The sequence below is a fragment of the Sphingobium abikonense NBRC 16140 genome (genome assembly GCF_001598335.1).
Classification (GTDB): Bacteria; Pseudomonadota; Alphaproteobacteria; order Sphingomonadales; family Sphingomonadaceae; genus Sphingobium; species Sphingobium abikonense.
Map to the genome: position 1 here is coordinate 71840 of NZ_BCYT01000008.1, position 20388 is coordinate 92227.

The following is a 20388-nucleotide window of genomic DNA, read 5'->3' on the forward strand; positions in this document are numbered from 1 at the left end:
AGGCTAGTGCAGTGGCAACGAAGGTAGCAATTAACGGTTTTGGACGTATCGGCCGCCTGGTGGCGCGCGCCATCCTGTCGCGCACGGACCATGACCTGGAACTGGTCAGCATCAATGACCTGGGCGATGCCAACGCCAATGCCCTGCTTTTCAAGCGCGATTCCGTCCATGGCAACTGGGCCGGGGACGTGAGCGTCGACGGCGATTTCCTGGTCATCGACGGCAAGAAGATCAAGGTGACGGCCGAACGCGATCCCGCCAACCTGCCGCATGCCGAACTGGGCGTCGAAATCGCGCTGGAATGCACCGGCATCTTTACGTCCAAGGACAAGGCGGGCGCCCATCTGACCGCCGGCGCCAAGCGCGTCGTGATTTCCGCGCCCGGCACCAATGTCGACAAGACGATCGTGTTTGGCGTCAACCACGACCAGCTGACCGCCGATGACATCGTCATTTCGAACGCCAGCTGCACCACCAACTGCCTTGCCCCGCTCGCGAAGGTCCTCAACGATGCCATCGGGATCGAAAAGGGCTTTATGACCACGATCCACAGCTACACCAACGATCAGAACACGCTGGATCAGATTCACAAGGACATGCGTCGCGCCCGCGCCGCTGCCCTGTCGATGATTCCGACCACCACGGGCGCTGCGCGCGCGGTCGGCGAAGTGCTGCCTGAACTCAAGGGCAAGCTCGATGGATCGTCGGTGCGCGTGCCGACGCCGAATGTGTCGGTCGTGGATTTGAAGTTCATCGCCAAGAAGGCGACGACGAAGGAAGAGGTCAATGGCCTGCTCAAGGCGGCGTCGGAATCCGGTCCGCTCAAGGGCGTGCTCGGCTATTCGGACGAGCCGCTTGTGTCGATCGACTATAATGGCGACCCGCGCAGCTCGACCGTCGACAGCCTGGAAACGGCGGTGATCGACGGGTCGCTGGTTCGCGTGCTCAGCTGGTATGACAATGAATGGGGCTTTTCCAATCGCATGATCGACACCACTGGCGTGATGGCGAAGTTCCTGTAAGCTTCTCATGAACCCCGCCGGATCAGACCGGCGGGGTTTTTCGCCTGCGGTACGATATTCAAGAATGATTTTAGGAGCGATCATGGCCAAGCCGTTCAAGACACTCGACGACATGGGCGATATCACCGGCAAGGTGGTGCTGGTGCGCGAGGATCTGAACGTGCCGATGCAGGATGGGTCGGTGACGGATGACACGCGGCTGCGCGCCGCCATGCCCACGGTGCTGGAACTGGCCGATCGCGGCGCCAAGGTGCTGATCCTGGCGCATTTCGGTCGTCCCAAGGGACAGAAGAACCCGGAATATTCGCTGAGCAAGATCACGCGTCCGCTGACGCAGGTGCTGGGGCGCGAGGTGCAGTTCATTCCCGACTGCCAGGGTGAAGCCGCCATCGACGGCATCAAGGTGATGCGGAACGGCGACATCGCTATCCTCGAAAATACGCGTTTCCATGCCGGTGAGGAAAAAAATGATCCGGCGTTGATCGCTGCGATCGCCGCGATCGGCGACCTCTATGTCAATGACGCCTTCTCCGCGGCCCACCGCGCCCATGCGTCCACCGAAGGTCTGGCGCATAAGCTGCCCGCCTTTGCCGGGCGGTCGATGGAGAAAGAGCTGGATGCGTTGCAGGCGGCGCTCGGCGAACCGGTCAAGCCGGTTGCGGCGGTCGTCGGCGGCGCAAAGGTGTCGACAAAGCTGGACGTGCTCAACAATCTGGTCGCAAAGGTCGATCATCTGATCATCGGCGGCGGCATGGCCAACACATTCCTTTATGCGCGCGGCGTCGATGTTGGCAAATCGCTTTGCGAGAAGGAGTTGAGCGATACCGTCGATACGATCTTCGATCGCGCCGAAGCGGCGGGATGCACCATCCATTTGCCCTATGACGTTGTCGTGGCCAAGGAATTTGCCGCAAATCCGGCGTCGCTTCGAACCTGCAATGTGCATGAAGTCGCCGACGATGAGATGATCCTGGATGTCGGCCCGGCCGCCGTCGAAGCGCTGGGCGACGCACTCAAAAATTGTCGCACACTGGTGTGGAACGGGCCATTGGGTGCGTTCGAAATCACGCCCTTCGACGCGGCGACGGTTGCCCTTGCCAAGACTGCCGCGGCGCTAACCAAGGAAGGGCAGTTGACGTCCGTAGCTGGGGGCGGCGATACCGTGGCGGCGCTCAATCATGCCGGGGTGGCGGACGATTTCAGTTTTGTATCCACGGCTGGCGGCGCCTTCCTCGAATGGATGGAAGGCAAGGACCTGCCGGGCGTAAAGGCGCTTATGGGCTGAACCAGGTCAGTGCGTCAGCACGATGCACTGGCGCCCCGGTCGAACAGCAGGAAGCAAAGGGTTGCGGTGCCGCCGATGACCGCGCCGGCGAGAGCGCTGGCCGACCACCCCCCTGCTTCGTAGGTGGCTGATCCGATGACCGAGCCCAGCGCGCCGACTACGAACATGACAGTCATATAGGCCGCGTTGATCCGGCCGCGCGCGTCAGGGTCGATGGAGAAAATCAGTTTCTGACCGGTGATCTGGCTCAATTGCACCGCCGCATCGATCAACACCGCCATCACCGTGAAGCCGATGAGACTGCCGGCCGCGACGGTCCAGTCCGCCAGCAGGAATCCGATCGACAGGCCGGCAAGGCCAACGAGCGAAGTCGGGCGGGTGAGGCGGCGGTCCGCCAGCCAGCCGGCGACGGGTGCGACCAGCGCCCCGCCCGCGCCAGCCAGGGCAAACGCTCCGATTTCGGCATGACCCAGATTGAATTCCCGGATCAGCGCCAGAGGTGCTGCGGTCCAGAACAGGTTGAAGGCCGCAAACATCATCGCCTGATAGAAAGCACGCATCCGCACGACGCGATGCTGCTGCAACTGGCTGAAGGTCGAGGCCAGCGCCTCGCCATAGCGCATGTCGCCGCGCGGCAGCCGTTGCGGGCAGAGGAGCCATATGGCACCGCCGATCAGCACCATCGCGATGGCAGAGAGAATGAATATCCACCGCCAACCCAATGACCCGGCAAGGAAATTGGCAACGGGGCGAGCGAGCATGATACCGAAGAGCAGGCCGCTCATCACCGTGCCGACGACGCGACCCTGCCGTTCGGGCGCGGCCAGATGCGATGCAAGCGGGACCAGCACCTGCGCGCCGGTGGCGCCGACGCCAGTGACGATCGAGGCGACGAGGAAGCTGAGCGGCCCCTGCGAAGCCGCAACCGCAAGGCAGCCAATGACGGTGACGCCGATCGAAGCCAGAACGATGCGCCGATTTTCGAACAGGTCGGCGATGGGGACAATCAGGAAGAGTCCCAGGCCATAGCCCAATTGCGTGAGCGTCGTGATCAACCCCGCCATGCCGGCGGACATGCCGATTTCCGGTCCGATCACGTCGATCAGGGTCTGGGCATAATAGAGGTTCGCGACAATGACCCCGCACGCCAGCGCCATGAGGAAAATGGCTGGGCGGCCAAGGTCGGTTCGCGGCGAAGCGGGATATGTCGTCATCAGCGCCTAATGGGTGGTCATGCGAAACCAATCAAGGTTACGTCATCAGAAAATTGTGCGCTGCAACAATTCAGGATGGCGCCGGTTCCCGCAAAAGCGGAATGAGGACCCGGTTGAGATCTTCCAGATCGAAGGCACCCGATTGCGCATAGCGCAGCACGCCGGACCGATCGATCACGAAGTTGGTCGGGACGCCGGTCAGCGGTCCATAAGGCCCCTTTATCCGCCGTGCCGAGGGGATGTGCATGGCGGCGAACAGCTTTTTCAGGCGCACCAAGGGCACCGAATCCTCGGTGGTGATCGCGAAGACCTTGAGGCCGTGGGCCTGCTGGATCGCATAATAGCTGTCCAGCGTCGGCAATTCCTTGCGGCAGGGAACGCACCATGTCGCCCAGAAATTCAGAACGACGACCTGACCCTTGAGGTCGGCGAGGGATATTTTGCGGCCGTCGACCAGCGTCAGTTCGAAATCTGGGGCGGCGGCGCCGATGACAGGCCTGGTCGCGGCTTGGGTCGGCCATGCCAGCAGCATCGCCGTCACCAGCATGAATTTACGCATTGCCTGCATGAATATTGCCCCCTTCACACCCCGTCCTGTCGCTAGCAGGCGCGGTTCCGGCCGCAAAGGCCAAAAGGGGCGAACATTCTTGCGGTGCGGCATGGCGCTCGCTAACAGCTTGGGCGGGCAGGGCGGACTATCCGTCCGTGCGGTCCCCGCGGCTAAAGCAGTGGATCGCCCGATTTTGCGCTGCCGGAGGGGTAGCGCCATGAGAGAAGGTATGTGCAGATGCTGGATCAGGATATGAGGCAGAAGATCGCCGAAGGAAACGGCTTCATCGCCGCGCTCGACCAGAGCGGCGGGTCGACGCCCAAGGCGCTCAAGGGCTATGGGATCGAGGAAGGTGCTTGGTCGAACGATGAGGAAATGTTTGGCCTGATCCACGCGATGCGCAGCCGCATCATCACCGCGCCGGCCTTCAGTGGAGAGAAGGTTCTGGGCGCGATCCTGTTCGAACGGACGATGGACGGCACGGTCGACGGCAAGCCGACCCCGGCGGCTTTGATTGATCGGGGCGTCGTGCCCTTTATCAAGATCGACAAGGGCCTGGAGAATGAAGCCAATGGCGTCCAGATGATGAAGCCGATGCCGGAACTTGACGCGCTGTTGGCGCGCGCAAAGGGCCTGGGCGTGTTTGGTACCAAGGAGCGCTCGGTCATCAATCTCGCCAATCGTGAAGGCATTGCCGCCGTCGTCGCGCAACAGTTCGAGATCGGTCGCCAGGTGCTGGCCGGCGGCCTGATGCCGATCATCGAGCCGGAAGTGAACATCAAGTCGCCTGAACGCGCCGAGGCTGATCAGATCCTGCTGGAGGAAATCCTCAAAAATCTGGATGGCTTGCCCGAAGGCGAGCAGGTCATGCTCAAATTGTCGCTGCCGGCGAAGGCGGGGCTGTTCGATCCGTTGGTCGATCACCCCAAGGTGCTACGCGTCGTCGCCTTGTCCGGCGGCTTCAGCCGCACCGAGGCGTGCGCCGAACTGGCGAAGAACCGCGGCATCATCGCGAGCTTTAGCCGGGCGCTGTTGAACGACCTGCGCCATCAGATGAGCGACGAGGAATTCAACGCGGCGCTCGCCGAGGCGATCGACGAAATCCACGCCGCGTCGACCGCAAAACAGCCGGTCGCGGCCTGATCCCATAAAAGGTGTTGGCGGCGATCGACCGTCGCCAACGCTGTTAGGGCTTCGTCTCCAGCATAGGCAGCACCTTGTCCAAGGGCAGGGCCTGCGCGGTGCCGCGATGGCCTTCGATGGTGCGCGCCTTGAACAGGGCGTTGAGGACAGCTTCCTCGGTCGCTTCTATCGTCGCCTGAAAGATCGGCGAGATATCATCGTTGGGCAGGTCCTCAACATTGGCCACGCCCTTGCGCCTCTCGGAGGTTCGCCGCACGGCCTGTGCCGTCGAAAATGCCAGCGCATAGTCGCCTGAGCCGTTGGAGAAACTCGACCCGGTCCGGGCGATGCCGGCAAAAGCGCGCTCGGCGACCCGGCGCAGGTTGCGATCGGACAAGGGCGCGTCGGTGGCGATGACGATGACGACGGAGCCGTCGGCTTTCCTGTCCTCCACCTGTTGCCGATAGTCGTAGCGGCCAAGCTTCACGCCCACGGGAACGCCTGCAATGGTCAGGACGCCGCCATAATTGGCCTGGACAAGGACGCCGATCGTCCATCCGCCCAGCGACGCCGGCAGGATGCGGGACGCGGTTCCGATTCCTGCCTTGAACCCGAAGGCGACAGTGCCGGCGCCAGCGCCGATCGCGCCTTCCTCCACCGGGCCAGTGGCTGCCGTCTCGATCGCGCGGCGGGCATCGGCGATGCTGACATGGCGCGCGCGAATGTCGTTGAGCAGGCCATCATTGGTTTCGCCCACGACCGCGTTGACCGACCGGACTTCTTCATTGCCCGGTTGCGCCAAGGTCCATTCGACGGCAGCGGCGGCGGCTTCCGCCACGTTCAGGGTATTGGTCAGCAGGATCGGCGTTTCGACTTCGCCCAGTTCCACGACTTGGGTCGACCCCATGAACTTGCCGAACGCATTATAGGCGACGAAGCCGGCCGGCACCTTGTCCTGAAAGAGGTTGCCGCCATGGGGCAGGATGGCGGTGACGCCCGTGTTCACGTCGCGGCTGCGTGGCAATGTCACCTGGCCGACCTTGACGCCTTTGACATCGGTGATGGCATTGAGCGGGCCGGGCTGGAGGATGCCGACGGTGACGCCCGCTTCGCGCGCGCGGGGCCGGCCATCGGTCTCAGCCTGGATCGGCACGGCGGGCAACAGGAGTAAAAGGGCCAGAACGCAGCGCATGGAAACATCCCCCTAAAATTTGCGATCATGCTATCAGCGGGCTGTGGTTCGATCCATAGCCGGCCTTGGCGCGGGCGGCGGAGCAGCTATAAGGCGGCCATGACCGATTTTACCGACGAGGAACTGGCGCTCGACCCGCAATTCGCAGCCCAGTTCGAACAGGGCTTTCGCCCCGCCTGCCAGCTTTACCTGATTTCGCCTCCGGCGATCGACGCGAGCTTCGTCGATCGGCTTGCGACGGCCTTCGATGGCGGGCACGTCGCCGCTTTTCAGCTGCGGCTGAAAGGAATGCCGGACGATGACATCGCGCGCGCGGCAGAGCCTCTGCAGGCATTGTGCGTGGACCGGAATGTTGCCTTCATCATCAATGACAGCGTGGTGCTGGCGCAGCGTCTGGGCGCGGATGGCGTGCATTTGGGGCAGGGCGATGGCGACCCCAAGACCGCGCGCAAGCTGCTTGGCCCCAAGGTGCAGATTGGCGTGACATGCCATGACAGTCGGCATCTGGCCATGGAGGCCGGAGAGGCGGGCGCGGATTATGTCGCTTTCGGGGCCTTTTACCCGACGACGACCAAGGAAACGATGCACCGCCCGGAGCCGTCGATCCTTGGCTGGTGGACGACCTTGTTCGAACTGCCCTGCGTGGCGATTGGCGGCATCACGGCGGATAATGCTGCCCCCCTGGTAGCGGCGGGCGCGGATTTCCTGGCGGTCAGCGGGGCGGTGTGGAACCATCCGGCAGGGCCGCGCGCTGGGGTCGCAGCGTTCGCGGACGTTCTGGCGAGCAAGCCGCCGCCCCCGCGCGCCTGACGAAAGGAAGGCATCATGACCCGGACCGGCATCGTTACCGGCGGCGCGCAGGGCATTGGCAAGGGCATCGTTCAGCATCTGATTGCCGAGGGGTGGCGTGTCGTCGCGATCGACAAGGATGGCGAAGCTGTCCGTGATCTGACGGCCGAGATGCCCAGTGATCGCCTGCTGGCGCTGGAAGCTGATGTCAGCGATGAAGCGGCGGTGGCAAAGGCGTTTGATGCCGTGAGTGACTGGATCAAGGACGATGCGCAGCTCGGCCTGGACCTGCTCGTGTCCAATGCGGGGCTGGCCGATCCGGTCAGCGGGCCGATCGACAAGCTGGCGCTCGAGGATTGGCGGCGATGGCAGGACAGTCATGTGACCGGGGCATTTCTGATGACGCGCGCCGCCGTGCCATTGCTGAGGCAACGCAAGGGCAGCATCGTGCTGATGGCGTCCACGCGCGCGATCCAGTCGGAGCCGCATTGTGAGGCCTATGCGGCAGCCAAGGGCGCTCTCTTGGCGCTCAATCACGCACTTGCCATCAGCCTTGGCCCCGATATTCGGTGCAACGCCATCCTGCCCGGCTGGATCGAGACGGGCCCATGGGCCAAGGCATCGGAGCGCGCGCCGGCGGACCATCGCGATATCGACCGCGAGCAGCATCCAGTTGGCCGTGTCGGCGAGCCGGGGGATATTGCCGCCACGGTGGCGTTTCTGGCTTCGGAAGGTGCTGCGTTCATCACCGGGCAGCAGATCGCGGTCGATGGCGGGATGACGCGCAAGATGATCTACGCGCATTAGGGCCGCGCATCCCTTTTCTCCATGCGGCGTTGGTGCTCCACCGAAATGGAGAATATGCCTTGCGAAATACTGTCCTGCTTGCCGCCTTCCTGTGCAGCGCCTGCAACGTGACCGTCACCGACGCCAATGACAGCCAGCCGGCGCAGGAGGCCGTCAAGTCAGGCAATGACGCGGCAGCCCAGATGGCGGCAAAAAATGCGGCCTATGATTTTGAGGTCGTTCCCGAACAGACCCCCAAACAGCCCAATCGCATTTTGATGGCGCAGGTGGCGCTTGATCGGTGGGGATTTTCGCCGGGCGTGCTCGATGGAAAGGACGGCATGAGCTATAAGGCGGCGCTGCGCGGTTTCCAGGAAGCGCATGACCTGCCGGTGACGGGGGAATTTGACCAGAAGACCGCCAATATGCTGCTGGAAGGCGAAGCACGGCCGACCACATATCTGGTCAAAATCCCGGCGGATTTCGCGCGCGGACCGTTTTTCACCATCCCCACGGGATTGAACGAGCAGGCCAGCTTGCCGGCGCTGACCTATCGTAACTTGATGGAGAAGCTGGCCGAGCGCTTTCATACGACGCCCGAGGCACTGGTGGCGCTCAATTCACCCACGACAAAGGTCGGAGCGGGTGCCACCATCCGCGTGCCCGCCATCGACAATCAGCCGGTCGCGCAGATCAAGGGCGATGAACGCGGCTGGGGCGAAACGCTGGCAAGCCTGGGCGTCGCCAAGGACCAGCCACAGGCCGACCATATCGTCGTGGACAAATCAGAAGGGCTGTTGAAGGTCTATAACGCCGACAATCGCATGATCGCGCAATTTCCTGTGACCACCGGGTCGCAGCATGACCCGCTGCCGATCGGTGAATGGAAAATCAAGGGCGTCAGCCGCAATCCGGACTTCCATTATAATCCCGACCTCTTCTGGGATGCGTCATCGAAGGACGAGAAGGCGGTATTGAAGCCGGGGCCCAACGGCCCGGTCGGCGTCGTGTGGATCGACCTGTCCAAGGATCATTATGGCATTCACGGCACGCCTGAACCGCAGACGATCGGTCGGACGGAAAGCCATGGCTGCATTCGCCTGACCAATTGGGATGCCGCACGGCTTGCGCAGATGGTGAAGACCGGCGTCAAGGCGAAGTTCCAGGCGTGAGCCGCCGGGCGTGGGGCGGGGGCGTTGCTGCGCTGCTCCTTTGTATCGCATTTGCCCAATTCTGTGTGCGCATCATGCCCGCCGATGCGCCGTCGTCACCGGCATCTCCCCGATCGTCCCAACCTCCACAATTGGCTGAATCCGGCGGGCTGGTCGTTCCGGTCGAGGGCGTGTCGCCGTTCGCTCTGATGGATACGTTCACGCAGGCGCGTGCGGGTGGCGCGCGACCGCATGATGCGATCGACATCATGGCCGCGCGCGGGAGGCGGGTTGTCGCTGCCGCGAACGGCCGCATCGAAAAACTGTTCTGGAGCGAGGAAGGTGGCCGGACCGTGTATCAGCGCTCGCCCGATGGCAGGCGCATCTATTATTACGCCCATCTCGACGGCTATGCGCCGGGGCTGAGGGAAGGGCAGGGGCTGCGGCGTGGTCAGACGATCGGGACGGTCGGAAGCACAGGCAATGCAGACGACGCGGCGCCGCACCTGCATTTCGCCATTCACGAGATGCGGCCGGGCGAGGCCTGGTATGGCGGAACGCCGATCAATCCCTATCCCCTGCTTCATCGCCAATGAAGGGTGTTTGCCCTGGCAGCGTGGCGGCAGAACGCGGCCCCCCTTGCCCTGTTGCCGATCACCGGGTAAAGGCGCGCCCAGCCTCCCACGAGGCCGGCTCTTTATCCATTCAGACATATAGGCAGGCTCTTCCAATGAAGATCAGCGGCGTCGAGATTCGTCCCGGCAACAACATCGAATATGACGGCGGCCTGTGGCGCGCTGTGAAGATCCAGCATACCCAGCCCGGCAAGGGCGGTGCCTATATGCAGGTGGAACTCAAGAACCTGATCGACGGCCGCAAGAATAATGTGCGCTTCCGTTCAGCCGAAACCGTCGAGCGCATCCGGCTTGATACCAAGGATTTCCAGTATCTCTATGCCGAAGGCGACATGCTCGTCTTCATGGACACCGAAACCTATGAGCAGATCAACCTGCCGCAGGATCTGGTGGGTGAGGCATCGGCCTTCCTGCAGGACGGCATGATGGTCATGCTGGAAATGTATGAAGAACGGCCGATCAGCGTGCAACTGCCCGAAACGGTTGAAGCGACCGTTGTGGAAGCGGACGCCGTGGTGAAGGGGCAGACCGCCTCGGCCAGCTACAAGCCCGCGATCCTCGACAATGGCGTGCGCGTCATGGTTCCGCCGCATATTGTCACCGGCACGCGCATCGTGGTCGATGTCTACGAACGAGAATATGTGAAGCGGGCCGAGTAATGGGCATGGGGCGCGGCATGATGCTGGCGGGTGCGCTGGCGGCGGGCCTGTTCCCGGCGACGGTTCACGCGCAAGCCGGACCGTCCAAGGCGCAGCTTGCCAATGCAGCGTTCGTGCTGCGGGTCATGAGCAGCGCGCTCCAATCCGATGAGGTCGAACAGCCGGTGAAGAACAAGCTGTTCGAATGCCTCTACAGCAATTCGGTGTCTCAGATCAGCGGCGCGGTGGACAAGGTCGTCGCTGCCAATCCCGGCAAGGTCGACCGCAAGGATGCGTCGCAGATGCTGGCGGTAATCGCCGGCGCCTGCGGCTATCGCCCGCCCGCCGCGCCTGCCGCCGCGCCCAAGTAATAACCCAGCAAGCCGCCGGTACGGGCGGCGGAGAATGAACATGGTATCGCATTCCGGCCTTCTCACCGTCATGGAGCGCGCCGCGCGCAAGGCGGGTTCGAAACTGCGTCGCGACTTCGGCGAGGTCGAGCATCTGCAGGTCAGCCGCAAGGGGCCGGCCGATTTCGTGTCGAAGGCCGATGAGCAGGCCGAACGCACATTGGTGGAGGAATTGCAGAAGGCCCGGCCTGACTGGGGCTTCCTGCTGGAGGAAGGCGGCGAAATTGCCGGCGACCCGACCAAGCCGCGCTGGATCATCGACCCGCTCGACGGCACGACCAATTTCCTGCACGGCATTCCCCATTTCGCCATCTCGATCGCGGTCGAGGAGCCGCTCTATGGCGGCAACAAGCGGGAAGTGACGACCGGCCTTATCTATCAGCCGGTGACGGATGAAAGCTATTGGGCGGAAAAAAGCCGGGGCGCCTGGCGTCATGACCAGCGACTGCGCGTGTCGGCGCGGCGCGACATGGCCGATTGCGTCATCGCGACCGGCATTCCTTTCATGGGCCATGGCGACATGGCGCAATGGTCGCGCATCTTTGGCGCGGTCGCGCCTTCTGTCGCGGGGCTCCGCCGCTTTGGCGCGGCGTCGCTCGACCTCGCCCATGTCGCGTCCGGTCGATATGACGGCTTTTGGGAGAGCGGTCTGCAACCCTGGGACGTGGCTGCGGGCATGTTGCTGGTGCGCGAAGCCGGTGGTTTCGTCAGCGATTTTCGCGGCGGCGACCAGATGATCGACCGCCGGGAAGTGATCGCGGGCAATGACGCGATCCATTCCAAATTGCATAAATTGGTTGCTGGCGCGTTGCGATGACCGACAAGGGCCAAGCGCTTCAATGACTTGGCCTTTTTGCGATTCATTCTCATGCCCTTGGCCCCTTGCTTCGCATATGCAGCGGGCCTAAAGCGCGCCCACAACCTTTTCGCCCAGGGGACTCCGTTGGTCGATCTTGCCCAATATCTGCCGATCCTGATTTTTCTCGGGATTGCCTTGCTGCTTTCCGGCACCTTCGTTTTTCTGCCGATGCTGGTCGGCCGCCTGACTGGCGCGCATCAGCCAGACCCGGCAAAGCTCAGCGAATATGAGTGCGGTTTCCCCGCATTCGAAGAGCCGCGCAGCCAGTTCGACGTGCGTTTCTATCTGGTCGCCATTCTCTTCATCATCTTCGATCTTGAAGCGGCGTTCCTGTTTCCCTGGGCGGTCAGCCTGGACCAGATCGGCTGGGCCGGCTGGGCGACGATGATGATCTTCATAGCGGAGCTGGTGCTCGGCCTCGTCTATGCGTGGAAGAAGGGAGCACTCGATTGGGAGTAGAACTTGAGCGGCCCATCCCCGGCACCATGCCGCCGGTGGGCACCCAACCCGACCAGGACTTCTTCAACGCGCTGAACGGCGAAGTCAGCGACAAGGGCTTCCTTGTCACCTCGACCGAGGAGCTGTTTCAGTGGGCGCGCACGGGATCGCTGTGGTGGATGACCTTTGGCCTGGCGTGCTGCGCGGTCGAGATGATCCATGTGAACATGCCGCGTTACGACATGGAGCGGTTTGGCGCCGCGCCGCGTGCGTCGCCGCGCCAGTCCGACGTGATGATCGTTGCGGGCACGCTCTGCAACAAGATGGCGCCGGCCCTGCGCAAGGTCTATGACCAGATGTCCAACCCGAAATATGTGATTTCGATGGGCAGCTGCGCCAATGGCGGTGGCTATTATCACTACAGCTATTCGGTGGTGCGCGGCTGCGATCGCATCGTGCCGGTCGACATTTACGTGCCGGGTTGCCCGCCGACCGCCGAAGCGCTGCTCTATGGCGTGATGCAGTTGCAGCGGAAGATCCGCCGCATCGGGACGATCGAGCGTTAATATGGGCCATTCTGCACCCCGCATTGCGACCATCGATGGGATCGCCGAGGAAATCGGCACCCTTCTTGGGTCGATGCTGATCGAAACCGTCGACCATGCCGACGAACTGAGCTTCACGGTTGCGCGTGAGGAGCTGGCCAACGCCATGGTCGCGCTGCGCGATGGGGCGCATTATCAGCAGTTGATGGAGATTGCCGGGGTCGATTATCCCGATCGGGCCGAGCGGTTCGAGGTCTGTTATCATCTGCTGAGCGTCACGCGGAATCACCGCATCCGCGTGAAGGTGAGCACGGACGAAAATATGCCGGTGCCGACCGTCACGCACATCTGGCCGGTCGCCGGCTGGCTGGAACGCGAAGTGTTCGACATGTATGGCGTCGTGTTTGAAGGAAATACCGACCTGCGCCGCATCCTGACCGACTACGGGTTCAGGGGCCATCCGCAGCGGAAGGACTTCCCGCTGACCGGCTATGTCGAATTGCGCTATTCCGAAGAGGATAAGCGGGTCGTCTATGAGCCGGTCCGCCTGGCGCAGGATTTTCGCAGTTTCGATTTCATGAGCCCGTGGGAAGGCGCGCAATATGTGCTGCCGGGCGACGAAAAGGCCGGCCAGGCGCCCGGCGCGCCGACGCCTGCGCCCGCTCCACCGCCGCCGCCGGCCGCGCCCAAGGGCGATGCGAAGGGCGGCACGCCCAAGACGACCGAGAGCAAGAGCGATACGGGGGCTGGTGAGCCGGCCAATGCGAAGGCAGCCGCCAAGTCGGATGATGCGCCGGTGAAGCCGGAAGAGCATACTGACGAAGGCAAGGGCACAGCCAAGCCGGAGGACAAGGCGTAATGGCCGATTATCTGGACGAACTGGAGCACCGCACCGACGCCAGCGATCCGACGCTGGGCGATACGGACATCCAGAATTACACGATCAACTTCGGTCCGCAGCACCCGGCGGCGCACGGCGTGCTGCGCCTCGTCATGGAGCTGGACGGCGAGATCGTTGAGCGTTGCGACCCGCATGTCGGCCTGCTGCATCGCGGCACCGAAAAGCTGATCGAGTATAAGACCTATCTGCAGGCGCTGCCCTATTTCGACCGGCTCGACTATTGCTCGCCGCTCGGCATGGAGCATAGCTATGTGCTGGCGGTCGAAAAGCTGCTGAACCTGGAAGTGCCGCTGCGCGCGCAATATCTGCGCGTCTTCTTCGCGGAGCTGACCCGCATCTGCAATCACATGCTGAACCTCGGGTCGCACGTGATGGACGTGGGCGCGATGACGCCCAACCTGTGGCTGTTCGAGATTCGCGAGGATTGCCTCAACTTCTTCGAGCGGGCGTCGGGCGCGCGGATGCACTCGGCCTATTTCCGGCCGGGCGGCGTGCATCAGGATGTACCGCTGAAGCTTTTGACCGACATCGCCGACTGGCTCGACACGCGTTTGCCGCGTCTGTTCGAGGACGCGATGAGCCTGGTGGTTGACAACCGCATCTTCAAGCAGCGCAATGTCGACATTGCCGTGGTGAGCAAGGAAGACGCGCTGAAATGGGGCTTTTCCGGCCCGATGATCCGTGGGTCGGGTATCCCGTGGGATATCCGCAAGGCGCAGCCCTATGACGTCTATGACCGAATGGAGTTCGACGTTCCGGTCGGCACCAATTTCGACTGCTATGACCGGTTCATGGTCCGCGTCGAGGAAGTGCGCCAGTCCGCGCGGATCATGAAGCAGTGCCTCAATGAAATCCCCGAAGGGCCGATCGCGAGCTTCGACCGCAAGGTGGTGCCGCCCAAGCGTGGCGAGATGAAGCGATCGATGGAGGCGCTGATCCACCACTTCAAGCTTTACACCGAGGGCTTCCACGTCCCCGCCGGCGAAGTCTATGTGGCGACCGAAAGCCCCAAGGGCGAATTTGGCGTCTATCTGGTCGCCGACGGCAGCAACAAGCCCTATCGCTGCAAGATCCGCCCGACCGCTTTCTCGCACCTGCAGGCGATGGACTTCATGATGAAGGGCCACATGCTCGCCGACACCACCGCCGTTCTGGGCGCGATGGACATCGTGTTCGGGGAGTGTGACCGGTGATGACCGCGAAGCGCGCCGACATTTTTGGCTACCGTCGCATGTGGGCGGTGCTGCCGAAATGGGTGCGAGCCTACACGCTGTTCCTGGGACTGCCTGCTTGGGCGGTGTTTGCGCTCATGATCTTTTCGGGCCAAATTTTTGAATATGAGACATTGACCATGCTCGCGTTTGGTATCTTCGGGTCCGCTGCGGCGATCCAGACTTTCTTCGTTGCGAAAGCAACTTGGCGCGGTGAAATCTGATGGCTGACGCACCCCATATCCCTGATGAGGCCGAAACCCGCGCGCGCTGGGGCGCGTTCGAGTGGACCGCCGAAAATGCCGAACAGGCCAAGAAGGTCATCGCCCGCTATCCCGCCAGCCGCCAGCAGTCCGCCGTGATGCCGCTGCTCGATCTCGCCCAGCGGCAGGTCGGCGCGGAGACGCAGACGCAGGGCTGGCTGCCCGTGCCGGTGATGGAATATATCGCCCGCCAGCTCGATATGCCCTACATGCGCGTCTATGAAGTCGCGACCTTCTACACCATGTACAACCTCGCGCCGGTCGGCCGCTATCATGTGCAGGTGTGCGGCACGACGCCCTGCATGCTGCGCGGGTCGGACGATGTGTTTTCGGCCTGCAAGAATAAGGGGCTGGTGAAGGGGTCGACCACGCCCGACGGCCTGTTCACTCTGACCGAGGTCGAGTGCTTGGGCGCCTGCGCCAACGCGCCGATGGTCCAGATCAACGACGATAATTTCGAAGATTTGACCTATGACAGCATGAGCGCGATCCTGGACGACTTGGCAGCTGGAAAACAGCCGAAGATCGGTCCGCAGATCGAGCGGCAGACCAGCTGCCCCGAGGGAGGGCCGACCAGTCTGAAAGAGATGGTCGAGGACAATCATGATTATCGCGGCCAGTGGGGAGCCACCGCCGCATGAGCGCGCTTGTCTCCATCATCCTCGCGATCGTCGTCTTTATCATCGCGCTTAAGATATTGGGCGCGGTGCTGGGCCTCGTCCTCGGGCTGGCGGTGGCCGTGCTCGCCTATTTCGTTGCTGAAAAACTGATCGGAAAGGGCCGATAATGGCCGAAGATACCGCGCCCCCCGCGCCGCCGCCGTTTGTCGGTCCGCTGGCCGACAAGGATCGCATCTTCACCAACGTCTATGGCTTCCAGGATTGGGGCATTGACGCGGCGATGAAGCGCGGCGACTGGGACAATACCAAGGCCCTGCTGGAGATCGGCCAGGACGAGATCATCAACCGCATCAAGGCGTCCGGCCTGCGCGGTCGCGGCGGCGCGGGCTTCCCGACCGGCATGAAGTGGAGCTTCATGCCCAAGGAAAGCAAAGACGGCCGGCCGAGCTTCCTGGTCATCAACGCCGACGAATCCGAACCGGGGTCTTGCAAGGACCGCGAGATCATCCGCCACGATCCGCACAAGCTGATCGAAGGCGCGCTGATCGCCGGTTTCGCGATGCGCGCGCGCGCGGCGTACATCTATATCCGCGGCGAATTTATCTATGAGGCGAAGGTCCTCTTCGCCGCCGTCGAGCAGGCCTATGCCAAGGGCTTCCTGGGCAAGAATGCCTGCGGGTCGGGCTATGATTTCGACGTGTTCGTCCATCGCGGCGCGGGCGCCTATATTTGCGGCGAGGAAACCGCACAGATCGAAAGCCTGGAGGGCAAGAAAGGCCAGCCGCGCCTGAAGCCGCCCTTCCCGGCGGGCGCGGGCCTTTATGGATGCCCGACAACGGTCAACAATGTGGAATCGATCGCGGTCGGCCCGACGATCCTGCGGCGCTCGCCCGAATGGTTCGCCTCCATCGGGCGACCCAATAATCTGGGCACCAAGCTGTTCCAGATCAGCGGTCATGTGAACAAGCCCTGCGTGGTCGAAGAGGCGATGGGCATTCCATTCCGCGAGTTGATCGACCGCCATTGCGGCGGCATTCGCGGCGGCTGGGACAATCTGCTGGCGGTGATCCCCGGCGGTTCGTCGGTGCCGCTGGTGCCGGCGAAGGAGATCATGGACGCGCCGATGGACTTTGACGGGCTGAAGGCGCTCGGATCGGGTCTTGGCACCGCCGCTGTCATCGTCATGGACAAGTCGACCGACATCGTCCGCGCCATTTCGCGCCTGTCCTATTTCTACAAGCATGAAAGCTGCGGGCAGTGCACGCCGTGCCGCGAAGGCACCGGCTGGATGTGGCGGGTAATGGAGCGGCTGCGCACCGGCGACGCCGACCAGAGCGAAATCGACATGCTGTTCCAGGTGACCAAGCAGGTCGAAGGTCACACCATCTGCGCGCTGGGGGACGCGGCCGCCTGGCCGATCCAAGGCCTGATCCGCCATTTCCGCCCTGAGATCGAGCGCCGGATCGCCGAACGCGGCGCGCCGGTGATGGAGGCTGCCGAGTGATCGAGCAGCCTGTCACCGGCTACAAGACGCTGCGGGTGTTCGGATGGGGTTTCGCCCTTATCTGGGCGGCCTTCTTCGTCACGCTGGTGTTCGCGCTGGCGGACGCGCCGTCGCTTTATGGCGAACCGATCGTCATCGCGACGCTGGTGGGGATGGTCATGGCGGTGTTCGGCGCTTACCTGACCGGACTGGCCAAGGCGCTTGGCGTCTATCTCTATGTGGCTGGCGCGGGCATTCAGGTCATCAAGGGCTTTTTCCTGTCCCAGACATGGGGCTTTACCTGGGGCTATGCCCTGTTTCTTGTCATGTTCGTCGCGGTCGTCGTGCCGAACTGGAATCTATTCCGGGGTCGTCCCAATGCGTGAGGCGTGGATTATCCAATCATTGCTCAGGCGCCACGCGCAGGCTGTGGAGACTGCTGAGTGAGGTCGAGAACCGCCTCTATCCTTTTGATTGCGTTAGCCTGCGCGGGACAGCCCGCGTGGGGCCAGGCGCGGCTGGAAACGGAAACCGGTTCTCTGATTCGCCAACCTCGACAGGCTCGCATTCCCGATAAAATTGGCTTGTCAGACGCTGAACGTGGACGCGTGGCAGCTGAGGAATTTGCAGATTGCGTGGTTGAACGCCGGAAAGACGATGTTGCCCAGCTTTTAGGCGCGTTATATGGCAGCGCAGACGAGCGACGCGCTTTGAAGCGTATGGCAGTCGATCGTTGCTTATTCAGCGGACAACTAACCATGCCCAGCAGTCTGATGCGCGGGGCTGTTTTTCGTTCTCTCTACAAAAAGGATTTCGGTGATCGTAGCCCTGGATTGGCGCCTGCCGCTCCGGATTATACCGTCTATGTCAACGATCCGACGAGCAATGGTGGGGCAGTCCAGATATTGATGCTGGATTTCGCAAGTTGCGTCATTCGGGCTGATGTGAATGGTGCGAGAGGCTTGCTGCTTGCTCAGGCCGCAAGCGAAAAAGAAACACAGGCTTTTTCCTCTTTGGTTCCATTCATGGGAGCCTGCTTTCCAAAAGGGAAAAGCGCTCAGTTAAGTAAGTCAACGGTGATGGCAGTGATAGCCGAAGCCATGTATCGGGAGGCGCAGGCCGGCATGACCGACCCGACTCCTTCGGGGAAAATGTAATGCCCAAGGTCAAAGTAGACGGCGTAGAACTTGAAGTGCCGGCAGGGGCGACTGTCCTGCAGGCCTGCGAGTTGGCGGGGAAGGAAATCCCCCGTTTCTGCTATCATGAGCGGCTTTCGATCGCCGGCAATTGCCGCATGTGCCTGGTCGAGGTGAAGCCCGGGCCGCCTAAGCCGCAGGCCAGCTGCGCGCTGCCCGCTGCCGACAATCAGGAAATCTTCACCCAGACCGAAATGGTCAAGAAGGCGCGCGAGGGGGTAATGGAGTTTCTGCTCATCAACCACCCGCTCGACTGCCCGATTTGCGACCAGGGTGGTGAATGCGATTTGCAGGACCAGTCCGTGGCCTATGGTCGGGGCGGTAGCCGTTACGACGAGAATAAGCGGGCCGTTACCGAGAAATATATGGGGCCGATCGTCAAGACGGTCATGACCCGTTGCATCCAGTGCACCCGCTGCGTGCGCTTTGCCGAGGAAGTCGCGGGCGTGCCGGAGATCGGCGCGATCTATCGCGGCGAGAATATGCAGATCACCACCTATCTGGAACATGCCGCCAAGAGTGAGCTGTCGGGCAATGTGGTTGACCTTTGCCCGGTCGGTGCGCTGACGTCCAAACCCTACGCCTTCGAAGCGCGTCCCTGGGAGCTGAAAAAGACCCATGCGATCGACGTCATGGACGCGGTGGGGACCAATATTCGCCTCGACAGTCGCGGGCGTCAGGTGCTGCGCGCGGTGCCGCGCATCAACGATGACGTGAATGAGGAATGGGCGTCGGACAAGACCCGGCACAATGTCGACGGGCTGGTGCGCAAGCGGCTCGACAAGCCATTCGTCCGTAAGGACGGCAAGCTGATCGCCGCGACATGGGAAGAAGCGTTCCAGGCGATCGCCGCTGTCCAGCATGGCGGCAGCGTCGCGGCGATCGCCGGCGACCTGCTCGATTGCGAAACGATGTTTGCAGGCAAGCTGTTGGTCGAAAAGCTGGGCGGCACGATGCTGGAAGGGCGGCAGACCGGCCTTGCCTACGATGTGTCGAGCCTTTCGTCGGTGGTGTTCAACACGCCGCTCGCTGATCTGGAGACGGCGGACGTCATCCTGCTCGTCGGCACCAACCTGCGTTGGGAAGCGCCGCTGGTGAACACCCGCATCCGCAAGGCGATCAAGCGTGGCGCCAGGATTTTCGCGGTCGGACCGGAAGTCGACCTGACTTACAAGGTCGAGTGGCTGGGCAATGATGCCGGGCTGCTCGCCAAGCTGCCCCAAGCCGTGCTCGATGCCTTCGGCAAGGCCGCGCGTCCGGCGATGATCGTCGGCGGCGGCGTGCTGGCCAAGGACGGCGCCCATGGCGACACGCTGGCGCTCGTCGAGACGCTGGGCCTGATCAAGGACCAGTGGAACGGCTATAATGTTCTGCACTTCGCTGCCTCGCGCATGGGCGGGCTGATGCTGGGCTACGCGATGGATGGCGGCATCAAGGCGATGGCGCAGGCCGCGCCCAAGCTGCTTTTCGCGCTGGGCGCGGACGAGGTCGACTATGCGGCGTTCGGCAGCAGCTTCAAAGTCTATATCGGCCATCATGGCGACAAGGGCGCGCATGCGGCGGACGTGATTCTGCCTGGCGCGAGCTATGCCGAAAAGCCTGGCACCTATGTCAATCTGGAAGGTCGGGTCCAGCGCGGTGAAAAGGCCGTGTTCGCGCCGGGGGATGCGCGCGAAGACTGGTCGATCCTGCGGGCGTTGTCGGATGTGATGGGTGTGACGTTGCCTTTCGACAGCTTCGAGCAGTTGCGGGCTGAAATGGCCAAGGCCGTGCCGGCGCTGGGCAGCGAAGGGCTGGTCGATTTCGGCTGGTCAATGCCGAGCCTGCCCACCGGCGCGACCGGCGAGTTCGGTTCGCCGATCAAGGATTTCTACCTCACCAATGCGATTTGCCGCGCCAGTCCGACGATGCAGCAATGCTCGGCCGAGCTGATCCATGGTGAAAGCTACGCGGAGGCTGCGGAATGATGGTCGCGCGTCAATCTCCGTTCGCCCTGAGCTTGTCGAAGGGCTGCACTTTTCTTGAAGAAGGACTGGGCTTCGACAGGCTCAGCCCGAACGGTTCTGGGGTCGGGGAAG

24 protein-coding genes are annotated in these 20388 nt (G+C 62.5%); 21 read left to right on the forward strand and 3 right to left on the reverse strand.

Going from position 1 to position 20388, the window contains the following annotated elements; translation table 11 throughout:
- Positions 1-11 precede the first annotated feature (11 nt).
- The gene (gap, locus tag SAB01S_RS11040; protein WP_021225727.1) at positions 12-1022 is read left to right on the forward strand and encodes a type I glyceraldehyde-3-phosphate dehydrogenase; all 1011 of its coding nucleotides are present in this window, start codon (positions 12-14) and stop codon (positions 1020-1022) included.
- Between the two features lie 82 nt (positions 1023-1104).
- The gene (locus SAB01S_RS11045; RefSeq protein WP_062733134.1) at positions 1105-2307 is read left to right on the forward strand and encodes a phosphoglycerate kinase; all 1203 of its coding nucleotides are present in this window, start codon (positions 1105-1107) and stop codon (positions 2305-2307) included.
- 14 nt (positions 2308-2321) lie between these two features.
- Here the strand turns inward: SAB01S_RS11045 and SAB01S_RS11050 are convergent, their stop codons facing one another.
- Both SAB01S_RS11050 and SAB01S_RS11055 read right to left on the reverse strand, forming a co-directional pair.
- Entirely contained in the window at positions 2322-3521 is a 1200-nt protein-coding gene (locus SAB01S_RS11050) for an MFS transporter (protein ID WP_062733064.1), read from the reverse strand.
- Positions 3522-3591: 70 nt separating this feature from the next.
- Complete coding sequence (locus SAB01S_RS11055) at positions 3592-4089, reverse strand: TlpA family protein disulfide reductase (RefSeq protein WP_439646670.1); 498 nt, start codon at positions 4087-4089, stop codon at positions 3592-3594.
- 219 nt (positions 4090-4308) lie between these two features.
- On the opposite strand from SAB01S_RS11055, the gene SAB01S_RS11060 reads away from it, so the two are divergent.
- On the forward strand, positions 4309-5214 hold the full coding sequence (locus SAB01S_RS11060; RefSeq protein WP_062733065.1) for a fructose bisphosphate aldolase: 906 nt from the start codon (positions 4309-4311) through the stop codon (positions 5212-5214).
- A gap of 43 nt (positions 5215-5257) precedes the next feature.
- Here the strand turns inward: SAB01S_RS11060 and SAB01S_RS11065 are convergent, their stop codons facing one another.
- On the reverse strand, positions 5258-6385 hold the full coding sequence (locus SAB01S_RS11065; protein ID WP_062733066.1) for a DmpA family aminopeptidase: 1128 nt from the start codon (positions 6383-6385) through the stop codon (positions 5258-5260).
- A 99-nt stretch (positions 6386-6484) separates the two neighbouring features.
- On the opposite strand from SAB01S_RS11065, the gene thiE reads away from it, so the two are divergent.
- From thiE to nuoG, 18 genes are all read left to right on the forward strand, one after another.
- The gene (thiE, locus tag SAB01S_RS11070) at positions 6485-7195 is read left to right on the forward strand and encodes a thiamine phosphate synthase (RefSeq protein WP_062733067.1); all 711 of its coding nucleotides are present in this window, start codon (positions 6485-6487) and stop codon (positions 7193-7195) included.
- Positions 7196-7210: 15 nt separating this feature from the next.
- Positions 7211-7981, forward strand: coding sequence for an SDR family oxidoreductase (locus tag SAB01S_RS11075; protein ID WP_062733068.1), 771 nt, complete (start codon positions 7211-7213; stop codon positions 7979-7981).
- Between the two features lie 59 nt (positions 7982-8040).
- Positions 8041-9132: a L,D-transpeptidase family protein gene (locus SAB01S_RS11080; protein ID WP_062733136.1), complete on the forward strand. Its 1092-nt coding sequence runs from the start codon at positions 8041-8043 to the stop codon at positions 9130-9132.
- The gene (locus SAB01S_RS11085; protein ID WP_062733069.1) at positions 9129-9707 is read left to right on the forward strand and encodes a M23 family metallopeptidase; all 579 of its coding nucleotides are present in this window, start codon (positions 9129-9131) and stop codon (positions 9705-9707) included. Before SAB01S_RS11080 ends, SAB01S_RS11085 begins: the two co-directional genes overlap by 4 nt.
- Before the next feature lie 134 nt (positions 9708-9841).
- A complete protein-coding gene (gene efp, locus SAB01S_RS11090) occupies positions 9842-10405 on the forward strand; it encodes an elongation factor P (RefSeq protein WP_021225738.1) in 564 nt (187 codons plus the stop codon).
- Positions 10406-10422: 17 nt separating this feature from the next.
- Positions 10423-10755 (forward strand): hypothetical protein, encoded by a 333-nt coding sequence (locus SAB01S_RS11095; protein WP_245646461.1) that lies wholly within the window; start codon positions 10423-10425, stop codon positions 10753-10755.
- 40 nt (positions 10756-10795) lie between these two features.
- Positions 10796-11611 (forward strand): inositol monophosphatase family protein, encoded by an 816-nt coding sequence (locus tag SAB01S_RS11100; protein WP_021225740.1) that lies wholly within the window; start codon positions 10796-10798, stop codon positions 11609-11611.
- 126 nt (positions 11612-11737) lie between these two features.
- The gene (locus SAB01S_RS11105; RefSeq protein WP_031297954.1) at positions 11738-12112 is read left to right on the forward strand and encodes an NADH-quinone oxidoreductase subunit A; all 375 of its coding nucleotides are present in this window, start codon (positions 11738-11740) and stop codon (positions 12110-12112) included.
- A complete protein-coding gene (locus tag SAB01S_RS11110) occupies positions 12103-12657 on the forward strand; it encodes a NuoB/complex I 20 kDa subunit family protein (RefSeq protein WP_031297956.1) in 555 nt (184 codons plus the stop codon). Before SAB01S_RS11105 ends, SAB01S_RS11110 begins: the two co-directional genes overlap by 10 nt.
- Before the next feature lies 1 nt (position 12658).
- Positions 12659-13495: an NADH-quinone oxidoreductase subunit C gene (locus SAB01S_RS11115; protein ID WP_062733071.1), complete on the forward strand. Its 837-nt coding sequence runs from the start codon at positions 12659-12661 to the stop codon at positions 13493-13495.
- Positions 13495-14730, forward strand: a complete 1236-nt coding sequence (locus tag SAB01S_RS11120) for an NADH-quinone oxidoreductase subunit D (RefSeq protein ID WP_062733072.1) — start codon at positions 13495-13497, stop codon at positions 14728-14730. The genes SAB01S_RS11115 and SAB01S_RS11120 overlap by 1 nt, the downstream gene beginning before the upstream one ends.
- Complete coding sequence (locus SAB01S_RS11125) at positions 14730-14972, forward strand: hypothetical protein (protein ID WP_062733073.1); 243 nt, start codon at positions 14730-14732, stop codon at positions 14970-14972. The genes SAB01S_RS11120 and SAB01S_RS11125 overlap by 1 nt, the downstream gene beginning before the upstream one ends.
- Positions 14972-15652, forward strand: a complete 681-nt coding sequence (gene nuoE / locus SAB01S_RS11130) for an NADH-quinone oxidoreductase subunit NuoE (protein WP_062733074.1) — start codon at positions 14972-14974, stop codon at positions 15650-15652. Before SAB01S_RS11125 ends, nuoE begins: the two co-directional genes overlap by 1 nt.
- Positions 15649-15798 (forward strand): hypothetical protein, encoded by a 150-nt coding sequence (locus SAB01S_RS18655; RefSeq protein ID WP_169802565.1) that lies wholly within the window; start codon positions 15649-15651, stop codon positions 15796-15798. Before nuoE ends, SAB01S_RS18655 begins: the two co-directional genes overlap by 4 nt.
- The gene (gene nuoF / locus SAB01S_RS11135; protein ID WP_009821726.1) at positions 15798-17135 is read left to right on the forward strand and encodes an NADH-quinone oxidoreductase subunit NuoF; all 1338 of its coding nucleotides are present in this window, start codon (positions 15798-15800) and stop codon (positions 17133-17135) included. The genes SAB01S_RS18655 and nuoF overlap by 1 nt, the downstream gene beginning before the upstream one ends.
- Positions 17132-17500: a hypothetical protein gene (locus SAB01S_RS11140; RefSeq protein ID WP_062733075.1), complete on the forward strand. Its 369-nt coding sequence runs from the start codon at positions 17132-17134 to the stop codon at positions 17498-17500. Before nuoF ends, SAB01S_RS11140 begins: the two co-directional genes overlap by 4 nt.
- A 222-nt stretch (positions 17501-17722) precedes the next feature.
- Positions 17723-18271 (forward strand): hypothetical protein, encoded by a 549-nt coding sequence (locus SAB01S_RS18485; protein ID WP_157078333.1) that lies wholly within the window; start codon positions 17723-17725, stop codon positions 18269-18271.
- Positions 18271-20277, forward strand: a complete 2007-nt coding sequence (gene nuoG, locus SAB01S_RS11150; protein ID WP_062733077.1) for an NADH-quinone oxidoreductase subunit NuoG — start codon at positions 18271-18273, stop codon at positions 20275-20277. The genes SAB01S_RS18485 and nuoG overlap by 1 nt, the downstream gene beginning before the upstream one ends.
- The last annotated feature ends 111 nt before the right edge of the window (positions 20278-20388 follow it).